This window comes from Alistipes sp. AF48-12, assembly GCF_003477565.1.
In the GTDB taxonomy this organism is placed as follows: domain Bacteria; phylum Bacteroidota; class Bacteroidia; order Bacteroidales; family Rikenellaceae; genus Alistipes_A; species Alistipes_A hominis.
In genome coordinates this window covers 57,848-76,998 of record NZ_QUDJ01000004.1, presented here as the reverse complement: position 1 = coordinate 76,998, position 19,151 = coordinate 57,848, and the positions used below count along the sequence as shown (strand labels likewise).

The following is a 19,151-nucleotide window of genomic DNA, read 5'->3' as shown; positions in this document are numbered from 1 at the left end:
TTCTTTCCCCGCCCCCGTATTTTATCCGGATCGGTCGGTTACCGCACCAGTCCCGAGAATCCCATGAAAGCCATTGCCAGAATGCTCGCCGTGAGCAGCGCGATCGGCATTCCCTTCATGCCGGCCGGGACGTCTTCCAGTTCGAGCCGTTCGCGGAGTCCGGCAAAAAGCACCAGCGCCAGCGAAAAGCCGATGGCCGTCGCGGTCGCGAAAACGACGGATTCGCCGAGATTGTATTCCTTTTGTACCAGCAGGATGGCGATCCCCAGGACGGCGCAGTTCGTCGTGATCAGCGGCAGGAAGATGCCGAGCGCCTGGTAGAGCGCCGGGCTTACTTTTTTCAGGATGATCTCGACCATCTGTACCAGCGCGGCGATTACCAGAATAAAAACGATGGTCTGCATATACTGGATGCCGAGCGGGACGAGCACGTAGTACTGGATCAGGTAGGCGACGATCGACGAAATGGCCATCACGAACGTAACGGCGGCGCCCATGCCCAACGACGTGCCGACCCGGTTGGATACGCCCAGGAACGGGCAGATCCCGAGAAACTGCGACAGTACGACGTTGTTGACGAAGATCGAACTGATGATAATGATGAAGTATTCCATGACTATTTCGTTTTAGCCGTTAGCTTTTTGAAAATGGCCATCAGGTAGGCCAGTACCATGAAGGCTCCCGGGGCGAGGATGAACAGCAGTATTCCGTCTCCCTGGATGAATTTCAGGCCGAACACCGAGCCGTTGCCGAGCGCTTCGCGGACGGCTCCCAGCAGAGTTAGCGACAGCGTGAAGCCGAGTCCGATGCCGATCCCGTCCAGCGCCGAGTCTGCGACGTTGTTTTTCGAAGCGAACGCTTCGGCGCGTCCCAGGATGATGCAGTTGACGACGATCAGCGGGATGAATACGCCGAGCGTCGCGTAAAGATCGGGTACGTAGGCTTCCATGCAGAGTTGCACGACGGTGACGAACGAAGCGATTACGACGATAAACGCCGGAATGCGCACCTTGTCAGGGATCAGGTTCTTGATCAACGAAATGGCGACGTTCGAGCAGGTCAGTACGAACAGGGTCGCCACGCCCATGCCCAGCCCGTTGATCGCCGAGGTGGTGGTGCCGAGGGTCGGACACATTCCCAGCAACAGCACGAACGTCGGGTTTTCCTTTATCAGACCTTTGGTCAGGATTTGCAGTTTATTCATGGTTTCCGCTGTTTTGGATCGATTTGTAAACTTCGTAAGCCCGACTCACGGCGTCGCTGAAGGCGCGCGAAGAGATCGTCGAAGCGGTGATGGCGTCGACGTCCCCGCCGTCCTTGCGCACCGCCAGTTTGAAGTCTGCCGGATTTTTGCCTTCGAACTGCACGGCAAAGTCGGATTTGCTGCGTTCGATTTTGTTGCCCAGACCGGGCGTTTCGTTGTGCGAAAGCGTTTCAACGCGGTTGATCGTGCCGTCCTTCAGGAAGCCGACCATTAGTTTGATTTCTCCGCCGAAACCTGTGTTCGTGAAGGTTTCGACGGCATATCCTACCGTATCCTGCCCCTGCGTGGCGGTGTAGACGACGACTTCTTTCCCGTCTACCGTCTGCACCGTTTTGGCCGCTCCGGGATCGTTGTCGAAAGTCGGCAACACCAGCGCGATCGCTGCCGTGATTTTGGCTGCCTTGGCGCGGGCGATCGGCTCGGCGGTGATTTTATAGACAAACCCTACGGCTGAGGCCGACACCAGCGTGATGACCAGCAGCGTGACGACCATATTTTTCAATGAACTTTCCATACGGCTTTAACGGGTTTTGGCAGAAACGACTCCGAAGCGTTTCGGTTTTACGTATTTGTTGATCAGCGGCACGACCGCGTTCATAATCAGAATCGCGAACGACATGCCTTCCGGATAAGAACCCCAGGTGCGGATCAGCATCGTGATGATTCCGATGCCGGCTCCGTACAGCAACATCCCTTTGTGCGTCATCGGAGAGGTGACGTAATCGGTGGCCATAAAAACAGCTCCGAGCATCGCTCCTCCGGTCAGGATGTGGAACAACGGATTCATGTAGTGCGACGGGTCGGCCGCCCACAGGATTCCGCCGAACAGCGCCATCGACCCGAGCACGGCTACCGGCGTATGCCAGGTGATTACTTTCCGGCACAGCAGGTAGAAGAAGCCGAGCAGCAGCGCCAGCGCCGCGATTTCGCCGACCGATCCGGATTTGAAGCCGAGCAGCATGTCGTTGTACGACAGTTTTTCGGCGATGTCGGCAGTGGTCGAGCCTCCGGCCAGCGCCTCTTTTACATATCCCAGCAGCGTAGGTCCGGAAACGGCGTCGGTGGCGGTTTCGGCATTGATTTCCACTTGCGTCGTCGTGGCTCCGGACAGCGAATCTACGTGTGCCGGCGTGACGAAGCCTGTCATTTGCACCGGGAACGAGATCAACAGGAACACCCGTCCGACCAATGCCGGGTTGAACGGGTTGCAGCCCAGGCCGCCGAACGACATTTTGCCGACGCCGATCGCTACCAGCGCGCCAATGACGATCATCCAGACGGGTAGCGTACTGGGTAGGTTGAAGCCGAGCAGCACGCCGGTGACGACGGCCGAATAGTTGCCGATCGTACAATCGCCTTTTAGCAGGTATTTCTGAATCAGATATTCGAATGCGACGCAGGCGGCGACGGATACTCCGGTTACGACCAGCGCGTCGACACCGTAGACGATGACCGATACGATGAAGGCGGGGATCAGCGCGATCAGCACGTCCCCCATCAGGCGTTTGGTCGAAAATGCCCCGTGGATATGCGGAGAAGGGGATACGACTAATTTTTTATCCATTTATTTTCAGTTCGGTTTTATTTTTTCTCCTGTGTTTTGCGTGCCCGGACGCGTTTGGCGACTTCCGTCTTGCCCAGGCGAATATAATCCAGCAGCGGCAGCATAGCCGGGCAGGTGTACGAGCACGAGCCGCACTCGATGCAGTCGGTTACGTGCGCGGCCTCCAGTTCGTCGAACCGTCCCATTTTTGCCAACTTGCTCATCAGGTACGGTTCGAGCCCCATTGTGCAGATGCTGACGCATTTGGCGCATTTGATACACCGTTGCGGCATTTTGCGTACGGCTCCTTTTTCGCGGATCAGCAGGATGCCCGAGGTACCTTTGGTGACCGGAGCGTCCAGATTAGCGATGGCGCGGCCCATCATCGGCCCTCCGCCGACCACTTTGCCTGCGTCTTCCGGAAAACCGCCGCAATATTCGATCAGCGAGGCGATCGGGGTGCCGATCCTGACCCGCAGGTTCGACGGCCGAGCCAGGCAGCGGCCGGTCACGGTGACGATCCGTTCGATCAGCGGCTTGTTTTTCTGTACCGCTTCGTAAACGGCGAATGCGGTGCCCACGTTCTGTACGACGGCTCCGACGTCGATCGGAAGCCCGCCGGACGGTACCTCGCGGCCGGTGATCGCTTCGATCAGCTGTTTTTCGCCTCCCTGCGGATAGCGCACCCGCAGCGGTACGATTTCGATGTGCGGATATTCGACGGCCAGTTGCGTTAGACGTTCGATCGCGTCCGGCTTGTTGTTTTCGATTCCGATATAGGCTTTTTGCGTGCCGAGCGCTTTTGCGAGAATATCGACTCCCACCAGTATTTCGGCTCCTTTTTCGAGCATCAGCCGGTGGTCGGCCGTCAGGAACGGTTCGCATTCGACGCCGTTGATGATCAGCATTTCTGCCGTTTTGCCGGCCGGAACGGCCAGCTTGACATGGGTCGGGAACGTAGCTCCCCCCATGCCGACCAGACCGGCTTCGGTGATTTTTTTGAAGATCTCTTCTTTAGAAAGATCGCACGTTTTTACCAGGCGGTCGCTGCGGTCGATCGTGTCGATCCAAACATCGCCTTCGGCGCGGATCGAGATCGAGGGACGGCGAATGCCGCCCGTATCCGGAGTTGCATCGACGGCCACTACCGTACCCGATACCGGAGCGTGAATGTTCGACGAGACGAATCCTGCGGCCGTGCCGATCACCTGGCCGACCCGCACCGCGTCTCCTTTTTTGACGCAGGCCGCCGCCGGGGCGCCGATATGTTGCGACAACGGCACGACGGCGATTTCCGGCAGCGGGAAATCGGCGATTGCCTCGGCTTTGCTGATTTTATATTCCGGCGTGTGAATACCGCCTTTGCTGAATCCTTTTAACATGTCAGACTCCTTTTTTAAGCTTGTGTTGTCGGATTGTCGGCCGCTGTTTTCCGGGGCGGGAAATTGATTTCTCTAATTCCTCCGGTCGGGCATTCTGCGACGCATTTGCGGCACAGTCGGCACTTTTCGGCATCGATGTAGGCAAGATTGTTTTCCAGGGTAATGGCTTCGAACGGGCAGGTCCTGACGCACTTGCCGCAGCCGATACACGACACGGCGCATACTTTCCGTGAGACGGCCCCTTTGTCGCGGTTCACGCAACCGACGTAAATGCGGCGTCCTTTGACTCCTTTTTTACGCAGTTCGATGATGTTCCTCGGACAGGCTTTTACGCAGGCGCCGCAGGCCGTACACTTGGTTTCGTCCACTTCGGGCAGGCCCGTTTCCGGGTTGACGACGATGGCCCCGAACTGACAGGCCGCCACACAGTCCCCGTTGCCCAGGCATCCGTACGCGCATCCCGTTTCTCCGCCGTACAGCGCCGCTTCGACGGCGCACGACGGCGCTCCGTTGTAAACGTTCGTATGCGGGCGTTTGTCGCACGAGCCGCTGCAACGCACCACGGCGACCATCGGTTCCTGTTCGGCAACGGCTTTGCCCAGATACTCTGCGATTTTTTGCATCGTGTCGGTTCCGCCGGCCGTGCAATAGAGCGACGAAATATCGTCGTTTTTGACCAGCGCGTCGGCCAGGCCCCGACAACCCGGATAGCCGCATCCGCCGCAATTGGCTCCCGGCAGCATACCTTCGACGGCATCGATTCTCGGGTCTTCGTGAACTTTGAATTTTTGCGCCACAAAATAAAGAACTACGGCGGCTATTACTCCGATGACGCATAATGTCAGGATCGTAGATCCCAGAACTCCGCTTATCATAAACAATCAATTATATCTACACAACCGACAGCGTCCGCCCCGAGGCGAACGGAAGTCGCCTTCGGACGGCGGCCTTCGTCGGTTAAGTGTTCAGCTTTTTTATTTTAAAAACAATCTCTTTCGACAGTTTCGACCTGAACAGGTACAAAACCAGGTAATATATTCCGAGTATGCAAAGCGAAACCGTTCCTGCCACGACTTCGCGGGAACCGGTTTGCAAAAGGATCAACAGAGCGGTCAATACCAGCAGGAAAGGAAGCATGTAAGCGAAAAAGACGGCTTTCAAGCCCATTACCTGATCGGTGTGTACTTCGACAGCTTCCCCCTCTTCGAAAAAAGGGGCTTCGGGGGTTTCGACGACCAGTAACTTTTCGCGGCTCTCCCCCATTCCGCATTTGTTCCTGACCCGACAGGACGCACATGCGCTTTCGGCCAGAATCTTCACTTCGACCGTTGCGCCCGTGACCTTCGTAACTTTCGCCGGATGTGTGATAATCCCGTTCACGTCGTTTTCTCCCCGGATCGATTAATAACCGTATTTGTTGGTTAGCGGAAGCCGACGGTTGATGCGTAACGTACAGGTCGACAACCGCAGCGTCGGACACGACTGGTAGCGTTTGAATTCGCTTTTCAGAACCAGGTTGTATACCTTGTAGACGTCTTTCTCGTTGAATCCGGCGTTGATGATCTCTTCGCGGCTCTGTCCCTCTTCGATCATACGGTACAGGATCGCGTCCAGAATATCGTAAGGCGGCAGCGAATCGGAATCTTTCTGTTCGAGCCGGAGCTCCGCCGAAGGAGCCTTGACGATCGTGCTGACCGGGATGATCTGCCGGTCGCGGTTGATGTAACGCGCCAGGTCGTAAACTTCGCTTTTGTACAGGTCGCCGATGATGCTCAGGGCTCCTACCGTATCGCCGTACAAGGTTCCGTAACCGACTGCGATCTCGCTTTTATTGGAGGTCGCCAGCAGGATATTCCCGAATTTATTGGATATCGCCATCATCATCATGCCCCGGATGCGCGATTGCATGTTTTCCTCGGTCACATCGAACGGAAGTTCCCCGAAAACGGGGCCGAGCGTCGTAGTAAGCGCCGCGAACGTTTCGTTGATCGGGACGACCTGGTATTCGATACCGAGGTTTTCGGCCAGCGCCCGCGCGTCCTCGACCGAATGATCCGATGAAAACTGGGAGGGCATCAGCAGTACCCGCACGTTCTCGGGGCCGAGCGCCTCGGCGGCCAGCGATACGACGACCGCCGAATCAATACCTCCCGAAAGCCCCAAACATGCGGTTTTAAATCCGTTTTTGGCGAAATAATCCTGCAATCCCAGTTTGATCGCATGGTATACGTTGACGGTTTTATTCTGCTCGGGCAACCGCACCGGTTCGTGGTCGGCGTCCAGTTCGATGATTCGAAAATCCTCCGAAAAACTTTTCAACAGCGTAACGGCTTCTCCGCGGCTGTTGATGATCCCCGACGAACCGTCGTAAACGATGTCGGTTTGCGCGCCGACGTTGTTGACGAAAACGATGCTTTTGCCGGTCATAAAAGCCAACTGCCGGTAAAAATCGTATCTTTTCTCGATAATTCCGCGCGAGTACGGGCTGTTGCACAGGTTGATGATCAAGTCGGCATATTCGCCGTATTCCTGTTCCGTATGGATGTCCTCCCCCACGACGACGGCGACTTTTTTGCCGGCGATTTTTATGTATTCGCAACCTTTGGAAGGAGACAGGTAGCTCGATTCGTCCCGCGAACGAATCGTTTTTTTACCGATGTAACGTTTGATTTTTTTTGTTCTCGATCAGAGCCGCTACGCTGATGGTCTTGTTCGAACACTGTACCGGCAGACCGATCAGCACCGATATGTTTTCGCAGTGGGATGCGATGTCGCGGAGCGTTTCTTCGCAGAGATCCAGAAACGAAACTTTGTTTAACAGGTCATATGCGGGTGCGCCGCTGATGGCCTGTTCCGCAAAAACGATCAGTTGCGCGGATTGGGATTTCGCCGAATCGATACACTCTACGATTTTTTTTCGGTTTGAATCGAAATCGCCGATTGTATAGTTTAACTGGGCGAGAGCTATTTTCATTACGTTTGTGGCCTTTAGTTTTAGTAGATGACGCAAAGATAAAACTTTTAGTCCAGAAGTAAAATTTAACTTGCCTATTGTTTTATTAAATTTTATCTCTATCTTTGCACCCGTCAAACGATAAACCGGTGCCATAGCTCAGTTGGTAGAGCAAAGGACTGAAAATCCTTGTGTCCCTCGTTCGATTCGTGGTGGCACCACTGAAAATCAAGCGGTTATAACGGAGGTTATAACCGCTTTCATTTTAAGCACCAAAAAAAAGCACCAAATCTCAATGATATTTATATTACACTAATTATCATTCATCCAGAAGATTGTTAGTCTATTCCTACCCTACTATTTGATTTCCCCAAGTGATATAAAAATGTCCTTGATCGTCCCGTTCCCTTCGGAGCAGGCTCTCGATCAGGTTCGGTGAGATACCGAACTCATCGAAGATTTCGGATTGCTCTTTGACCTCCCCCGTTTTGATAAAGTCGTTCAGCCGCTCCTTGGTCAGCACGAGCGCCATCAGGTTCTGTTCGATCGAATCTTCGTACAGAACGAAGTGTACGTGCGTGAACTCTTTCGAATCGAGCCGGATGAACCGGAAATAGAACTGCTCCATCTTGGAGATATTCCACTGGAGCGATTCGAGGATCGCATGGTTGCAGGAAGGGATGTTGGCCGAACTTTTCAGGCTTTGCTGCGTGCAGACCAGCAGCCCGTTCTCCGTAGCCTCGAACTCCGCGATGATCTTTTCCCTGCGTTTGAAGGCGACGTCCCCCCGGATGACGAACAGCGGCCTGTCTGCGAATAATTCCCGGAACAGCCGCTCGTACATGAATACCGCGCCGAGCGTCGTACACCCTACCGTAACCTTGCCCGGTATGCTACGGATCATCCGTACCACCTGCTTCGTTTTTCGCGGAAACCGGTCGCCGATATACCCCGGCATCGTATGCGGAACCGAACAGGCGCGGATCAGCAGCATGATCTGGCGGATCAGTCTCATCTGGGCCTCTTTTTTCCGGTCTTTCGAACAGGTAAAGTAGAGTTCGCACAGCCTCAGGAACTCCTTCATGACTTTCCGGTAAACGGCCCTCTCTCCCGCGCTCGGTACGACGTTGCATGTGTGCACGTCGTATTTCTCACCCGCGAATTCCCGGAATTTGCGCGTAAGTACCGTCATGGAGATCAGCCTTTGGAGTTCTTCCTTGTTATAAACATCCTGATTGTGCTTTTCGATCCCGAATACCGTCGTCCTGCATGGGGAGAAACAGGCCCGGAAGAGATTATGCCCGCCGTAAGCCGGGAAAGGCATTCCGCAGCGGTCGTTCCTGCGGGCAACGATGCCCCGATCCTTATCCTCGAAATACGCTTCGGAACAGTAATTGATCATGTTGACCGAATTGTTGTAAAGCATTTCGAACTGCGGGTAGAGTTCATTGACATGATTCCGTGTGACCGTTCCGGTCGCCAGCATTTTGTAGCGGGCCCTGCGAAACAGGGCCAACGACAGTCGGGTTCTGCGCGAAAGCGGATTGCTGATTTCGTCCGACTCGTCGAACAACAGGCAGACCTTGTCGGACCGCCGCTTCATAAAGGTTTTGAGTCCTCTTCGCAGTTTTTCGATCATCGACAGCGAGACGAGCAGAAAGACGCCTTCCGGAACTTCCGACAGTTTCGCGGAACTGTCGATACGAATATACTCCGTCCCGTTACGGATCAGGAAGGGTTCCCATGTCAGATTGACGGCAATGGCCGGAGCCAGCACGACCACGTTTTTGACCTGTTGCAGCCTATCCATCGCATAGCAGCCGAAATGGTAAGCCACGGCCGTCTTGCCCGATCCCTGCTGCCAGTTCAGCAGGGAATAGCGTTTCTGGAACAACAGGCCCATATCCCGCTTTTGCAGCGGGGTGAACTCGCACTCTTCCAATTCTTTGTTGCGGAATCGCAGCCGGTCGATATAGGCGTCGATCCGGGGATCGGGAGCCATTTCGGAGAAAGGGGCCTGCTGACGCAGAAACTCCTTTCGCTTGCGGGCGATCAGTTTTCCGGCCAGCCTGTATTGTTCCTTTTGCTTTTTGTTCATCCGGGGCAGTTCGGGCAGCCGTTCTCCGGCCGCGATCAACTCCCGGAAAGAGACTTCGCGCCGCTCGATCTTATCGAGCAGATGCGGAGCATAGGCTTTGAGCTTGTAGTCGTAAGAGGTCTTGACCAGCGCGATCTCCTTACGGGGGACCTCGTTCTGACGGCGGATATGCCGCCGCAAGACGGCGAGCACTTTGGCGTGAGTCAATCTGCGGCGTTTCCACTCCTCATACTCCGCGACGGTACAGTGCGTCGGGGGCTTTTGGTTCCGGAATCCGGAAACGAGCGCGACGGACTTATCGTAGTGTTTCCGCAGATGGGGATGAGTTTTCAGTTCGAACAGGTATTTATCGATTTTGTACTGAAACTCCCTTTCGGCCCGCCCTGTAATCTCATCGGCCTCGCGCCGCAGTTTCATCCGGACGGCTTTTCCCGCCTCCCTCGCCTCTCCGATCTTTTTCCCGAGTCTTCGAACGAGAGGAAGCATTCCGCATCGTACGGCCGCATTTCTATATGCTCCGACTTCCGCAGGAAAGCCATGATTTTTGTACCGAACTTTTCGACGCCCGACGCGGCGAACGCATCGTCCGGAAGACGGATCTGGCCGAGGAACGAGAACATGGTTTCCATCTCGTTTATCTGACGCTTGTTCCAGAACCCGTCGAGCATGAACGAGTGCGGAACGACGATCAGCATCAATCCTCCCGGATTCAGCAGATCGCAGGCTTTCCGGCAGAAATAGAGTTGCGACAGACAACCGTCGAAATAGAGGTTGTAGGGCGGATTGCCGAGCAGCAGGTCGAAGAGAAAGCCGGGATCGTAGCGCCGCAGGTCGCACTCCTCGATATGGGCCTGCGGATAGAGGTAGCGGGCTACCGTCACCGCATCGGGATCGACGTCGAAACCGTAGGCATTGTAGAGATTCGGAAGATGGTTCATGAAATTGCCGATTCCGCAGCACATATCGAGGACCATCTCCGAAGGATCGGGCGACGCGAGGGCGACCATGCGGGCGCAAAGGTCGTGCGGCGTAAAAAACTGTCCCATCTCGAACTCCTTTTTGGCCCGCGCATAGTCGTTGTACGAGTCGAAATCCTCTCTGTCGAGTCCGTGCAGTCCTCCGAGCCCGGTATAGCTGTTGTAGACCGTTTCTGCCGGAAGCTTTTTCGCAGAGGTTTTCAGAGATGCGAGAATCGACCGGTTGATCTCGGCGCGTTGCTCTTGGGGGATGTTTTGAGGGATATTTGCATAGATCATAACGAATATGGAATGAATAGATGAATAAACGAGGGAGGACGATTTTTTGTCGTCCTCCCCCGGTGAGTGTCGTTTCCGTTCAGGCGATCTTTTTGAACAGCTCGCCGGAGAGTTCCTGCATTTCCCGGCTGCGAGTCGGTTCCGTATCCCGGGCGAAAGCCGTCAGCGCCTGCGTCAGCTCCACAGCGTGGCTTCGCCCTGAAGTCCGTCCTCGGGCCGGTTCTGCATCAGCAGTTGCTCCACCTGCTCGCTCTCGTTTTTCAGCAGCCGGTTGTTCTTCACCAGCCGTTGGAGCTCCGCCGTGAAATCCACGTCCGTTTCGCTGGCCCGCTGAATTTCGACCGCCTTTTTGCGGATCGTCTCGCGGCTGTAAAGCTGCCGGGCCAGGTCTCGTACGGCCGACACCGTGGCCTGCGTGTCGAGCTCGTAGGTACGGTCGCTCAGCCGTAGGTTCCCGGGCAGCTTCGCTCCCAGATGGATCTGCTTCCATACGCTTTCGCGTACCATACCGTTCAGGCAAACTCCGTTGAGCAGGAACGCCCGCATGTCGAGCGCTCCGTCCCCGTAGTCCGAAGTGGAGAAGCGCGCGCCCATGAAAATCACGACATGGCCGTTTTTAGCCGTCGGGATAGTCAGCGGCGCCGGCAGGATCGTCTCGGCCCATACTTTCGTGTCGCTCATGTAGCGTCGCAGATTACCGCACCCTGCCGTTTCGCCTCCTCCAGAAAGGCGATCAGGGTACTTTGGCTGTCGATACGCCGGTAGCTGTCGCTCAGCACGCCCCGCACTTGTGCCCCGACCGTCCGGAGCAGTACCCGGGCTCGGGGCGTATGTATGGAGTGCCGGTTCAGCATGTCGGCCGCCAGCGCACGCTGCCACGGCTCCCCGGCAGCCATCTCGCGCAGGTAACGCGACGGAATGTCCATGCGGGCGGCCAGTTGTCCGATCGCATGTCCGTGCAGGCTGTACGCTCCCTGCGGAATGTTCAGCGTAACCGTTCCCTCGTCCCGGAACGATACGACGGGCGTTTGGTCGAAACGGTGGCGCTCCGTTCCTATGGGAACGACGTAATCGCGGAGCAGTTCCTGCTCCCTGTGCAGGCGGCCGATTACGGCGCGCACGTTCTCCTGACGGGCCGTGATCATTTTCTCTTCCTTGCGGACGACCACTTCGTTCAGGCCCTGTTGTTTTTCCTGTGCATTCATTTCCAGTAAAGATTTAACGGTTATAAATAAGATTCTCGTTGGGAACCTCCGTCCCATCGTAAGGATTGTAAACCCGAATGCTGTCGAGCGGTTCGGACTCGACGGCGAAGAGTCCCTGTCCTATGCCGTAAAACAGTTCGAGGGTGAGCGGGGTTGCGGTTGCTCTCCGGGCTTCATCTTCCGAAAGGCCGCTCTGCATCAGGCAGGCAACCCTGCGTTCATAGACTCCGGGAGTCGTTTCGGGGGAAAGGCTCACGTCGATGGTATCTCCGGTATCTTCGCCCACCGTCAGCGGGAACCGGTCTTCGCTACCGGTACTCATAGCCGTAAAATCTAAGATACCTTTCCGGGTCATCGACATTCGCGTATTGGGCGAAATACTCCTTCCAGCGGGCTTCGCATTTCGTGTGTTTCCGGCTGAGGCGGAATACGACCATCTCATCGCCGATGTAGTCGAACCGGCAGAGCTCTTCGCGGCCGGTCGTCTCTTTGCAGGCATCGCGCCATTCCCATTTTTCGTTCGCTTCCATCTTCCGCGGCGCGAAAGATTCGATCCACTCCCCGAATCCGTCCCGTGTGACATGGGGATAGTCCTTCCGGATACGCTCCCAAGCCTTTTGGCAGGCTTCGTCCAGCGTCGGATAGGGTTCCGCGAAACGTTCGCGGTCGTTGCCGTCGCGTCCTACGGGAGTCCAGTCTCCCTTGCAGATGATAAACTCTACGGAGCGGCTGATGACATAATCGCATTCGCAAAAGCCGTCGGGAGCGTCGCGCAGCGTTTGCCACAGATGGGCTCCGCAGTCCTCCCGCCCGACGTAGATGTTTTTCTTGCCTTCCCGCTGCATTTCCCATACCTCCAGACAGCGCCCGGGATCCGTATGGTGCAGGCGTACTTTGAACTCCTTGGATGCCGTTTTTGTTTCTTGTCCCATAACGATAGATTTTTAAGGATATAAAAAAGAGCGGCTCATCAGAGCCGCCCTCGGTTTACATGGTTTTCGATTTATTACGTCTTTCCCCAAAAAGCGTATCATTCCCTGCGTCCGTATAAATCCGGTTGTTTTTCACTCCGGCGTTGTTCGTATTTTCGTACTTCCTCGGCGATCATATCGCAAAAGCGTTGACCGTCCGAGTCGTTGCCTTCGAAACCGGCCAACATCCGACATAGGTCGAACCGAAAGCGACCTTTCCATTTTTTATAATAACGATCTCCCGCCGCATTACCGAAGTGGCGGACGAACGACTCTTCGGTAAGAGCCTCATGGGAAGCGCATTCGCCCTTCCATGTCAGTATCCGGACTATTTTCCGGTAGTCGATCTCGATTATGCGCCAATGTCCGGAAAGGGCGAATCCGTCGGCCCCGCTGTTCAATTCATCGTCCGGTAGATTTTCGAACGAACCTTCCCGTTCTCCGCATTCCATACGTTCTGAAAAGAGGTCTACGACAGAATTCGGTATCGACGCGTAACGTTTGTCGCCGTCATCGGCAGTGACGAGCGTCACTTCGACCCTATGGCCGAAAAAGCTGGTTGTTAGTTTTTGTGTGTTCATTTCGTCGAATATTTATTTAACTGGATTTGTTCAACTTCGGACTTTCCGATCGCTCCGCGGCGTATCAGATAAACGGCAGAGGTCGGTTACGAACGATCTCGGCCAGATCGCGGCACATTTCGTAGGAGGCCCGGTTGCGGTCGTCGACAGCGACGTTTCCGGGCCCGGCCATAAACAGGATGCACTCTTTGACCAGTCGAAAGAAACGCTGCTGGAGCGTACGGTGCATTTCGGGCAGGCAGGCGGCGAAACGCCCGAAATCGAACTGCCGTTAAGCATGTTTTCCACCTCCTTGACGTAGGCGTACTCGCGGGTTCGCATCGGCTCTTTCTGCTGAGAATAATCGTAAGGCATAACTTTTCGTTTTAGATGTCGTTCGACAATAAATTCATACGGAGATCGGATTGACGCGCATCGTATCGAGATTCATGTAGAATCCGTGACAGAAGACGACGCCCTCGCGGAACATCTTCCACAGCAGGCTGCACCCCAGATGCGCCAGCGTGGAGTTGACGAACAGATCCTGTTTGCCGAGCGCCTCCGCGAGCGAGCAGCTCGGCCCGGACTCTTCCTCTCTGATCCGGGCGTAGCTTTTCACGTATTCGGTTACGAACGGCAGCCGCTGCACGGTTTCGAACTTCTTCGATTCCGGCTGTTTGATATTCCTGCGGATCGTGCCCATTATAACTTGGCCTGTTTTCTGCGCGTTGCCGAAGTCGCACCAGTACAGCGGCGTACTGTAGTCCGTATAACCGTTTCCCGGCCGGTGCGCTTCGAGCAGCTTCGAGAGTTGCAGCCGGGAGCTTTTGCTGTCCGTACAGGTGATGAAAAGATTGGCGAACCGGTTATCTTCCGGCTCCCGGTAACGTTCCGGCACGGCCGCCCAGTCATTGCCGAAAAAGCGGTTGATCCTCGTGACGAGGCATTGCGCCTTGTTCAACCCGAGGTCCGCCTCGCTGAAAAGCTGGCGGCCGATATTGGACTCGCCGACCGTATCCGGATCATAGACCCGGACGAAAAGACCCGGATGGCCGAGTTTCCGTAAGGCCGTATCCATACGGGCGAGCGAGGTGACGACCTGCGAGCCGGTTCCTCCGGCTCCGATTACGTTCACCGTTACCGGATGCCGGGGATCGAGCAGGTAGCTGTCTGAAAAATGTGCGCGTGTCATAGGCATAATTGTTCGAGGGTTTTATCATAGGGTTTCAGTTCGTCGGGGTCGAACGGCCGGTCGCGGGCCGCTTTCGTGACGAGCACGAGGTTGTGTTTCGTCGGGTTTCCTTCCCCGCTCAGGTGGGAGAATTCCGACTGCCAGAACCGTTTTTCCCAATATGCCAGAAGCTCCGCATAGGTCGGATTTTTAGGCTTGTCGAGACGCGCCGTGCCGAGGCATACATGGCTGGAAAAAGTATTGAAGAACGGTCCGAGGAACAGCTTCTCCTGAGGCTGCGGCCGTTCGCCCCGGAACGCATATACGCGCAGCGTATCGTTTTCCACGACATACGCCACGCCCGGCATGTGGTATTCGGCATTCTCGATGCCCAGTCCTTCGCTGAAGTACATCATTCTTTTGCCGGGCGGATCGAACCAGACGTACTTTTCCCGGCCCATGCGGACGTCGCAGTAGAGCAGGCGTTCCGGCACAAAACCGAAAGGTGCGCCCGAATGCGATTCGCCGTAAGCGTTCAGGAGCCGGTTCATGAACTCATGGGATACGGGCCGGCCTTCGCCCATTTTGCCGTTCTCCAAGATCGGGCGCGTCTCCAGATAGTATTTCCGCTGCGGCTTCTCGCAACAGTATGCGATCAGCGCCGCTTCGGGACGAAGCAGCTCGTGGAACTCTTCGGTCAGTCTGTTCATGGTCGATCGGGTTTATAAGCGTTTAAATATTCGGCGAAACTCTCTGCCCATGCGGCGAAGCGTTCCGGATAGTCGTCTTTTGAAAACGGCTCCGTCAGTTCGGGAGTGAGAAACAGCGTCGTGGCGGGAGCGATGAGATAATCGCAGTTCTGAATCTCATGGTTCAGCATCTCGGAGAGATTGTCCGCAAGCAAATCGTGCGGATCGAAGACGACCCGGATCATCCGGTCCGGATCGACCGTAATCCCGTCCCCTATTCCTTCATCGTCGTACGGGTCGTAGAAGTAGCGCATGATCGAGGGCGTATCCGACCCGATGAACTGCAATCCCTCCCGAAACAGGGCGATCAATCCTTTTTCGTATTCATCCGCGGGACGATACCGTTCGACCGCCTGCCGCAGACGTTTGTAGTAACAGCGTTTTTGTACGCGCTCCAGCAGATGAACCGCATGGCCTTTGCAGTAGGATCGGATCGTGCGGCGGTACTCCTTACGTTCCTCTTTGTCGGGGTTCGGCCCCGACGCATATCCGTCCATCCACTCCAACGCCCACTCCAGATCGCCCCATTCGTCCAGATAGCTCATCCCGTTGCTTTGGGCGAACTCATGGATGAACGTTATGGCGATACGTTTGAGCGGTCCCTCCAGCCTGTCGATAAAGGAGACCGGAAGCCAGTGGAAAGTCCACTCCGGCCAACTGTGGTACTCGTACAGGCAAAAAGTCAGCCGATCTTGGTAAACTTCGAAATTGATCTCTTGCGGAACCAAGGCAGCCAACTCCTTGTATAAATTGACGAAGCTTCCGCACAGAGTCTCTCCGGAAGTATGCCGCAACTCCCTTCCCAGAAGCCCCGCGTAATGGCGGACGCATTCCAGCAGGTAACGGTAATTCTCTTCGGTCAGCAGATCGACGCAGCCTTCGTTCGTCTCCCGTTCGATCTTCGTGGGGGTGAGTCCGGGAAATTCCGTCCTTAGAAAATCATGACCGAACCTTCCGGCGCTGCGATCCGCTGTTTGCGGTCGGTTCCCCTTTCGTAGTCGCGGTCGGTCGCCTCGTCGATAATAAGACGGCAGAGGCTGTACCTCTGCCGGTCGTCCAATTCCCGTTCGCATGGTGGTTTCGGTTTATCGGTTGTCGTTTTCTTTTTCATACCCGTCATCCTTTCGTGCCGAGTGTCGTTTTGAACGTATAAACGCTTCGGTCGCCCCTGATCTCCGGGCCCCGTACGGTCGCCGTGGTCAGTTCCGCGTAGGTTCCCGCATAGAAGTTCATCACCTGTTCGGGCGTCATGGAAGGATTGGGATCGGAAAGCGTGATCGTCTCGTTTCCTTTTTCGAACGTAAAGGCCCGTTCGAGGCCGTTAACAGCAAGTGCCATAATCGATGTCTTTTATAAAAGGTTTAGGTTTAGAATAATGTGTCCCGGTCCATATTCTGGCAAGGGTCTTTCGCCCGGCATTCTTCCGGGAAATCGACGAACTCGCCGTAGGGATCGCCGGCGTCCTCCTCCACGTAAGAGGGAGCGGAGGCTGCCGGACGGACGGCAGGGACAGGCTGCGGGCGGGGTTGTAAAGGAGATTGTGCCGGCCGCTGCATCGCCGCTCCGAACAGGGTTCCCTGACTCGCTTTGGCCTGTACGGTGCGGATCTGCGCGTCGATCTTTTTCTTCTCTTCCTCCGTAGCGTGAAGGCGTGCCTGGCGCAGGTTGGTCAGCGCGTCGGCGTATTTGCCCGCGGCGGTCTGTTCGTCGGCCTTCTTCCGGTATTTGTCGCACTTTTCCTTACGCTCCTTCGCCTCTTTCGCTTCCTTGTCTTTACGCTCTTTCTCTGCCTTGCTGTTGGCACGGGCCGTTTCGAGCTGCTTCTCGTACTGCTTCAGGTTCGTCAGAAGACCCTGTGTTTTGACTGCGGGCTCGGCCAGTGCGGGAATGAAACCCGTATCCAACTCCTGCGGAGTGCCCGAGGCCGTGAACGGGGCGATGTAGTGCCGAGCCTCGTCCTCCACTCCGTTCATGCGGGTGTGCGCCGCTACGGTCAGCGTGCCGTCGTCTGTTTTGCGGATGGTCAGGATCAGGTCCGCATCCCGTCCCATCATCCGGTCGATCTGTTCGAAAAACATGATTGAAATGGTTTTATGGATTAATAATGGATGAACCGAACTTTGTACCCGGCGATCAGACCGCCTTCATTCAATCGGTGGGCGAATTCGTCGGGGGTAAGGTTTTCCACAGGTGCGGACGTTTCGTTTTTGCATGTCTGTCGCCATCGTTCGACGATCTCCCGGTCGGAAACGTCCGAAGGAAAATATTCTTCGGAATAAAGAAATACGCCCCATGTTTTTTCTTCAGGCAGGTTTTTCCGATTATCCTGCCTGCCGATTGTCTTCGTTTCTTTTGCAGCACCGGATGTATCCGTTCCGAAAGGTGCGTTGTCGATAATCGGAGTATCGTCCTCTGCGTAGATCCTGATCGTGGCTCTCCCTTCGTTCTTCCCGGGATCGATCTTTTCGGAATGTTCGAAAAGGATTTCGAGGGGCCCGAATTCGACCTCTTCCTCGTGGTTGTTTACATCGCAGTCGCAGAAATTTTTTATTATAGCGACCGCCGCTTCGTAGCTCTCCGCCTCTACTTTAAAATGGCAGCGTTCCCAGGTCCGTATTCTCGTGTCCTGATAAAAATCGAATTGCGGCATAATTCAGGATTTGGCAGTTTCATTTTTCAGTATTCGTTCGATACGGTATTTCTGGCGTTCGTTCAGATAGGACTGCCAGCACGCTGCGATCGACGCCCAACGAAAACCGTTGGATTTTAACTCTTTCCGTGCCGTTTCGGACGGTTTTTCCGGGAAAAACACCTGAAGGCGGTTGGCTTCGGTATTTTCGACGATCCGTACCTCCCCGATCGTGTATTCCTTCGTCGGGGTACTCTTCAGACGGGCGACGCTTTCGAGCCGTTTTTTCAGCCGCCGGATATTGGCCCCGTTGTTCCGGATCGTAAAGTCGGCGAAGCCGATCTGTCCGAAACAATTCGGGACAAACAGCTCTTCGGCGTTCCGTCTTTCGAAGCCGAGTCTGCACAGCGCCTCGATCTTCTCTTCCTGTGTCTGTTTCAGGTTTTTGATAATCCTGTTGGCCGCTTTCATACGCTCCTGAAGAGATTCCAACGCTGCGACTCTCGCCGTCAGATTCTCGACGGCGTCATCGTCTTCCGCATAGATTGCCCGGTTATGCTCGGCAGCCTCGGCTTTCGCCGCGTAATAATCCGCCTTCCGCTCCAGTTCGACGCTCTTCCCCAAAGCGTTCCATGAACATTCGAGAACCCGGCGGTGTCTTTTTTCGCTGTGATGCCCGACGAGTATCGGCTGTCCGGAAGGGATGTTCTTCGTGAGTTCTTCCGAACGCCTGTAAGCTGCGGTAGAACCGGCTTTCGCCTGTAATGCGCGTTCCCGATAGCGGTCGGCGCGTGCCTGTTTTCTCTCTTTTCCTGTTGCCATGATTTTTAATTGTTAATGGTTATGAAATGGCGAAGACCGGCTTCGGGCCGGTCTTCATGTTATTCGTATGAAGTGCGGGATCAGTCCGCCGGAATCATATCCCTCATATCTTCGATCGCCGAGACGAGTCCGTCGAAGTCTTCCTCGTCTCCCAGAATCCCGGCCAGTCCGGAGACGATCATCGGATTGACACAGTATCGCACGGCCAGGTCATTCAGGTAATCCTCGCGGGTTTCATACCCCGCTTTCTTATATCGGTCGGTGTTCGGCATGGGAATGACGGTTAAGCGTTACAGAACAGAAAATAAACGATGGCGATGCCAGAATCAGGCCGCGCCGTCTCCAGAGCAGTCTTAGAATAAAGCAGATGAGACCAGTTCCCAGAAGGAACCAGCCGAGCAGGTGCAGCAGCGGTTGCCGGTAATAGACGCACAGCGACAAAAGGAGAATCAGTACGATCCCCCTCACGATCTTTTTCTTTTCCATAGCAAATGTTTTTTAGATTCTATGGAACAGAAAAACCAATAAACTTTTTTTGACGTTTTATT

General features: G+C 55.2%; 22 protein-coding genes, 1 tRNA gene and 2 pseudogenes. 1 reads left to right on the top strand and 24 read right to left on the bottom strand.

Annotation, left to right across the window (positions count from 1 at the left end):
* Positions 1–38 precede the first annotated feature (38 nt).
* The 9 genes from rsxA to DW082_RS14920 all read right to left on the bottom strand — a co-directional run bounded on the left by rsxA (position 39) and on the right by DW082_RS14920 (position 7,298).
* Entirely contained in the window at positions 39–614 is a 576-nt protein-coding gene (rsxA, locus tag DW082_RS03675) for an electron transport complex subunit RsxA (protein WP_055204258.1), read from the bottom strand.
* Positions 615–616: 2 nt separating this feature from the next.
* Entirely contained in the window at positions 617–1,204 is a 588-nt protein-coding gene (locus tag DW082_RS03670; RefSeq protein ID WP_118457412.1) for an RnfABCDGE type electron transport complex subunit E, read from the bottom strand.
* Positions 1,197–1,778 carry an RnfABCDGE type electron transport complex subunit G gene (locus tag DW082_RS03665; protein WP_101570561.1) on the bottom strand — a complete coding sequence of 194 codons (582 nt, stop codon included), beginning with the start codon at positions 1,776–1,778 and terminating at the stop codon, positions 1,197–1,199. The genes DW082_RS03670 and DW082_RS03665 overlap by 8 nt, the downstream gene beginning before the upstream one ends.
* Positions 1,779–1,784: 6 nt before the next feature.
* Positions 1,785–2,828 (bottom strand): RnfABCDGE type electron transport complex subunit D, encoded by a 1,044-nt coding sequence (locus DW082_RS03660; protein WP_055204264.1) that lies wholly within the window; start codon positions 2,826–2,828, stop codon positions 1,785–1,787.
* 17 nt (positions 2,829–2,845) lie between these two features.
* Positions 2,846–4,189 carry an electron transport complex subunit RsxC gene (gene rsxC, locus DW082_RS03655; protein ID WP_118457410.1) on the bottom strand — a complete coding sequence of 448 codons (1,344 nt, stop codon included), beginning with the start codon at positions 4,187–4,189 and terminating at the stop codon, positions 2,846–2,848.
* Positions 4,190–4,203: 14 nt separating this feature from the next.
* On the bottom strand, positions 4,204–5,064 hold the full coding sequence (locus tag DW082_RS03650; RefSeq protein WP_118457408.1) for a Fe-S cluster domain-containing protein: 861 nt from the start codon (positions 5,062–5,064) through the stop codon (positions 4,204–4,206).
* Between the two features lie 82 nt (positions 5,065–5,146).
* A complete protein-coding gene (locus DW082_RS03645; RefSeq protein WP_153498063.1) occupies positions 5,147–5,569 on the bottom strand; it encodes a SoxR reducing system RseC family protein in 423 nt (140 codons plus the stop codon).
* Positions 5,570–5,590: 21 nt separating this feature from the next.
* Positions 5,591–6,745: an NAD(+) synthase gene (gene nadE, locus DW082_RS03640; protein ID WP_259335495.1), complete on the bottom strand. Its 1,155-nt coding sequence runs from the start codon at positions 6,743–6,745 to the stop codon at positions 5,591–5,593.
* A 94-nt stretch (positions 6,746–6,839) separates the two neighbouring features.
* Positions 6,840–7,298 (bottom strand): nitrilase-related carbon-nitrogen hydrolase, encoded by a 459-nt coding sequence (locus DW082_RS14920; RefSeq protein ID WP_259335494.1) that lies wholly within the window; start codon positions 7,296–7,298, stop codon positions 6,840–6,842.
* Here DW082_RS14920 and DW082_RS03635 point away from each other — a divergent pair.
* Positions 7,291–7,363, top strand: a tRNA-Phe gene (locus DW082_RS03635). The genes DW082_RS14920 and DW082_RS03635 overlap by 8 nt on opposite strands.
* A gap of 128 nt (positions 7,364–7,491) precedes the next feature.
* Here the strand turns inward: DW082_RS03635 and DW082_RS03630 are convergent.
* The 15 genes and pseudogenes from DW082_RS03630 to DW082_RS14250 all read right to left on the bottom strand — a co-directional run bounded on the left by DW082_RS03630 (position 7,492) and on the right by DW082_RS14250 (position 19,089).
* Positions 7,492–10,493: pseudogene (locus DW082_RS03630) on the bottom strand (helicase-related protein).
* Between the two features lie 82 nt (positions 10,494–10,575).
* Positions 10,576–11,701, bottom strand: a pseudogene (locus DW082_RS03625) (hypothetical protein).
* 13 nt (positions 11,702–11,714) lie between these two features.
* Positions 11,715–12,023 (bottom strand): hypothetical protein, encoded by a 309-nt coding sequence (locus tag DW082_RS03620; RefSeq protein ID WP_118457406.1) that lies wholly within the window; start codon positions 12,021–12,023, stop codon positions 11,715–11,717.
* Positions 12,010–12,633 carry a hypothetical protein gene (locus tag DW082_RS03615; protein WP_118457404.1) on the bottom strand — a complete coding sequence of 208 codons (624 nt, stop codon included), beginning with the start codon at positions 12,631–12,633 and terminating at the stop codon, positions 12,010–12,012. Before DW082_RS03615 ends, DW082_RS03620 begins: the two co-directional genes overlap by 14 nt.
* Before the next feature lie 98 nt (positions 12,634–12,731).
* Entirely contained in the window at positions 12,732–13,253 is a 522-nt protein-coding gene (locus DW082_RS03610; protein ID WP_147386957.1) for a hypothetical protein, read from the bottom strand.
* A gap of 64 nt (positions 13,254–13,317) precedes the next feature.
* Positions 13,318–13,482, bottom strand: coding sequence for a hypothetical protein (locus tag DW082_RS14460; protein WP_182424082.1), 165 nt, complete (start codon positions 13,480–13,482; stop codon positions 13,318–13,320).
* Positions 13,483–13,641: 159 nt separating this feature from the next.
* On the bottom strand, positions 13,642–14,424 hold the full coding sequence (locus tag DW082_RS03605; protein ID WP_118457401.1) for a PRTRC system ThiF family protein: 783 nt from the start codon (positions 14,422–14,424) through the stop codon (positions 13,642–13,644).
* A complete protein-coding gene (locus DW082_RS03600; protein ID WP_101572921.1) occupies positions 14,421–15,113 on the bottom strand; it encodes a PRTRC system protein B in 693 nt (230 codons plus the stop codon). The genes DW082_RS03605 and DW082_RS03600 overlap by 4 nt, the downstream gene beginning before the upstream one ends.
* Positions 15,110–16,225, bottom strand: a complete 1,116-nt coding sequence (locus DW082_RS03595; protein ID WP_147386956.1) for a hypothetical protein — start codon at positions 16,223–16,225, stop codon at positions 15,110–15,112. Before DW082_RS03595 ends, DW082_RS03600 begins: the two co-directional genes overlap by 4 nt.
* A gap of 43 nt (positions 16,226–16,268) precedes the next feature.
* Positions 16,269–16,490, bottom strand: a complete 222-nt coding sequence (locus tag DW082_RS03585) for a PRTRC system protein C (protein ID WP_055204290.1) — start codon at positions 16,488–16,490, stop codon at positions 16,269–16,271.
* Between the two features lie 29 nt (positions 16,491–16,519).
* Positions 16,520–17,230, bottom strand: a complete 711-nt coding sequence (locus DW082_RS03580) for a PRTRC system protein E (RefSeq protein WP_118457395.1) — start codon at positions 17,228–17,230, stop codon at positions 16,520–16,522.
* Positions 17,231–17,250: 20 nt separating this feature from the next.
* Positions 17,251–17,802 carry a hypothetical protein gene (locus tag DW082_RS03575; protein WP_118457393.1) on the bottom strand — a complete coding sequence of 184 codons (552 nt, stop codon included), beginning with the start codon at positions 17,800–17,802 and terminating at the stop codon, positions 17,251–17,253.
* Positions 17,803–17,805: 3 nt separating this feature from the next.
* Complete coding sequence (locus DW082_RS03570; RefSeq protein ID WP_118457391.1) at positions 17,806–18,603, bottom strand: DUF3560 domain-containing protein; 798 nt, start codon at positions 18,601–18,603, stop codon at positions 17,806–17,808.
* 80 nt (positions 18,604–18,683) lie between these two features.
* Entirely contained in the window at positions 18,684–18,875 is a 192-nt protein-coding gene (locus tag DW082_RS03565; RefSeq protein ID WP_055204299.1) for a hypothetical protein, read from the bottom strand.
* Positions 18,853–19,089: a hypothetical protein gene (locus tag DW082_RS14250; protein WP_147386955.1), complete on the bottom strand. Its 237-nt coding sequence runs from the start codon at positions 19,087–19,089 to the stop codon at positions 18,853–18,855. The genes DW082_RS03565 and DW082_RS14250 overlap by 23 nt, the downstream gene beginning before the upstream one ends.
* Positions 19,090–19,151 lie beyond the last annotated feature (62 nt).

Coding starts and splice junctions, on each gene's coding strand:
- rsxA (WP_055204258.1), bottom strand. CDS start 614: ATGGAATACTTCATCATTATCATCAGTTCGATCTTCGTCAACAACGTC.
- DW082_RS03670 (WP_118457412.1), bottom strand. CDS start 1,204: ATGAATAAACTGCAAATCCTGACCAAAGGTCTGATAAAGGAAAACCCG.
- DW082_RS03665 (WP_101570561.1), bottom strand. CDS start 1,778: ATGGAAAGTTCATTGAAAAATATGGTCGTCACGCTGCTGGTCATCACG.
- DW082_RS03660 (WP_055204264.1), bottom strand. CDS start 2,828: ATGGATAAAAAATTAGTCGTATCCCCTTCTCCGCATATCCACGGGGCA.
- rsxC (WP_118457410.1), bottom strand. CDS start 4,189: ATGTTAAAAGGATTCAGCAAAGGCGGTATTCACACGCCGGAATATAAA.
- DW082_RS03650 (WP_118457408.1), bottom strand. CDS start 5,064: ATGATAAGCGGAGTTCTGGGATCTACGATCCTGACATTATGCGTCATC.
- DW082_RS14920 (WP_259335494.1), bottom strand. CDS start 7,298: ATGGCACCGGTTTATCGTTTGACGGGTGCAAAGATAGAGATAAAATTT.
- DW082_RS03620 (WP_118457406.1), bottom strand. CDS start 12,023: ATGAGTACCGGTAGCGAAGACCGGTTCCCGCTGACGGTGGGCGAAGAT.
- DW082_RS03615 (WP_118457404.1), bottom strand. CDS start 12,633: ATGGGACAAGAAACAAAAACGGCATCCAAGGAGTTCAAAGTACGCCTG.
- DW082_RS03610 (WP_147386957.1), bottom strand. CDS start 13,253: ATGAACACACAAAAACTAACAACCAGCTTTTTCGGCCATAGGGTCGAA.
- DW082_RS14460 (WP_182424082.1), bottom strand. CDS start 13,482: ATGCACCGTACGCTCCAGCAGCGTTTCTTTCGACTGGTCAAAGAGTGC.
- DW082_RS03605 (WP_118457401.1), bottom strand. CDS start 14,424: ATGACACGCGCACATTTTTCAGACAGCTACCTGCTCGATCCCCGGCAT.
- DW082_RS03600 (WP_101572921.1), bottom strand. CDS start 15,113: ATGAACAGACTGACCGAAGAGTTCCACGAGCTGCTTCGTCCCGAAGCG.
- DW082_RS03595 (WP_147386956.1), bottom strand. CDS start 16,225: ATGCGAACGGGAATTGGACGACCGGCAGAGGTACAGCCTCTGCCGTCT.
- DW082_RS03585 (WP_055204290.1), bottom strand. CDS start 16,490: ATGGCACTTGCTGTTAACGGCCTCGAACGGGCCTTTACGTTCGAAAAA.
- DW082_RS03580 (WP_118457395.1), bottom strand. CDS start 17,230: ATGTTTTTCGAACAGATCGACCGGATGATGGGACGGGATGCGGACCTG.
- DW082_RS03575 (WP_118457393.1), bottom strand. CDS start 17,802: ATGCCGCAATTCGATTTTTATCAGGACACGAGAATACGGACCTGGGAA.
- DW082_RS03570 (WP_118457391.1), bottom strand. CDS start 18,603: ATGGCAACAGGAAAAGAGAGAAAACAGGCACGCGCCGACCGCTATCGG.
- DW082_RS03565 (WP_055204299.1), bottom strand. CDS start 18,875: ATGCCGAACACCGACCGATATAAGAAAGCGGGGTATGAAACCCGCGAG.
- DW082_RS14250 (WP_147386955.1), bottom strand. CDS start 19,089: ATGGAAAAGAAAAAGATCGTGAGGGGGATCGTACTGATTCTCCTTTTG.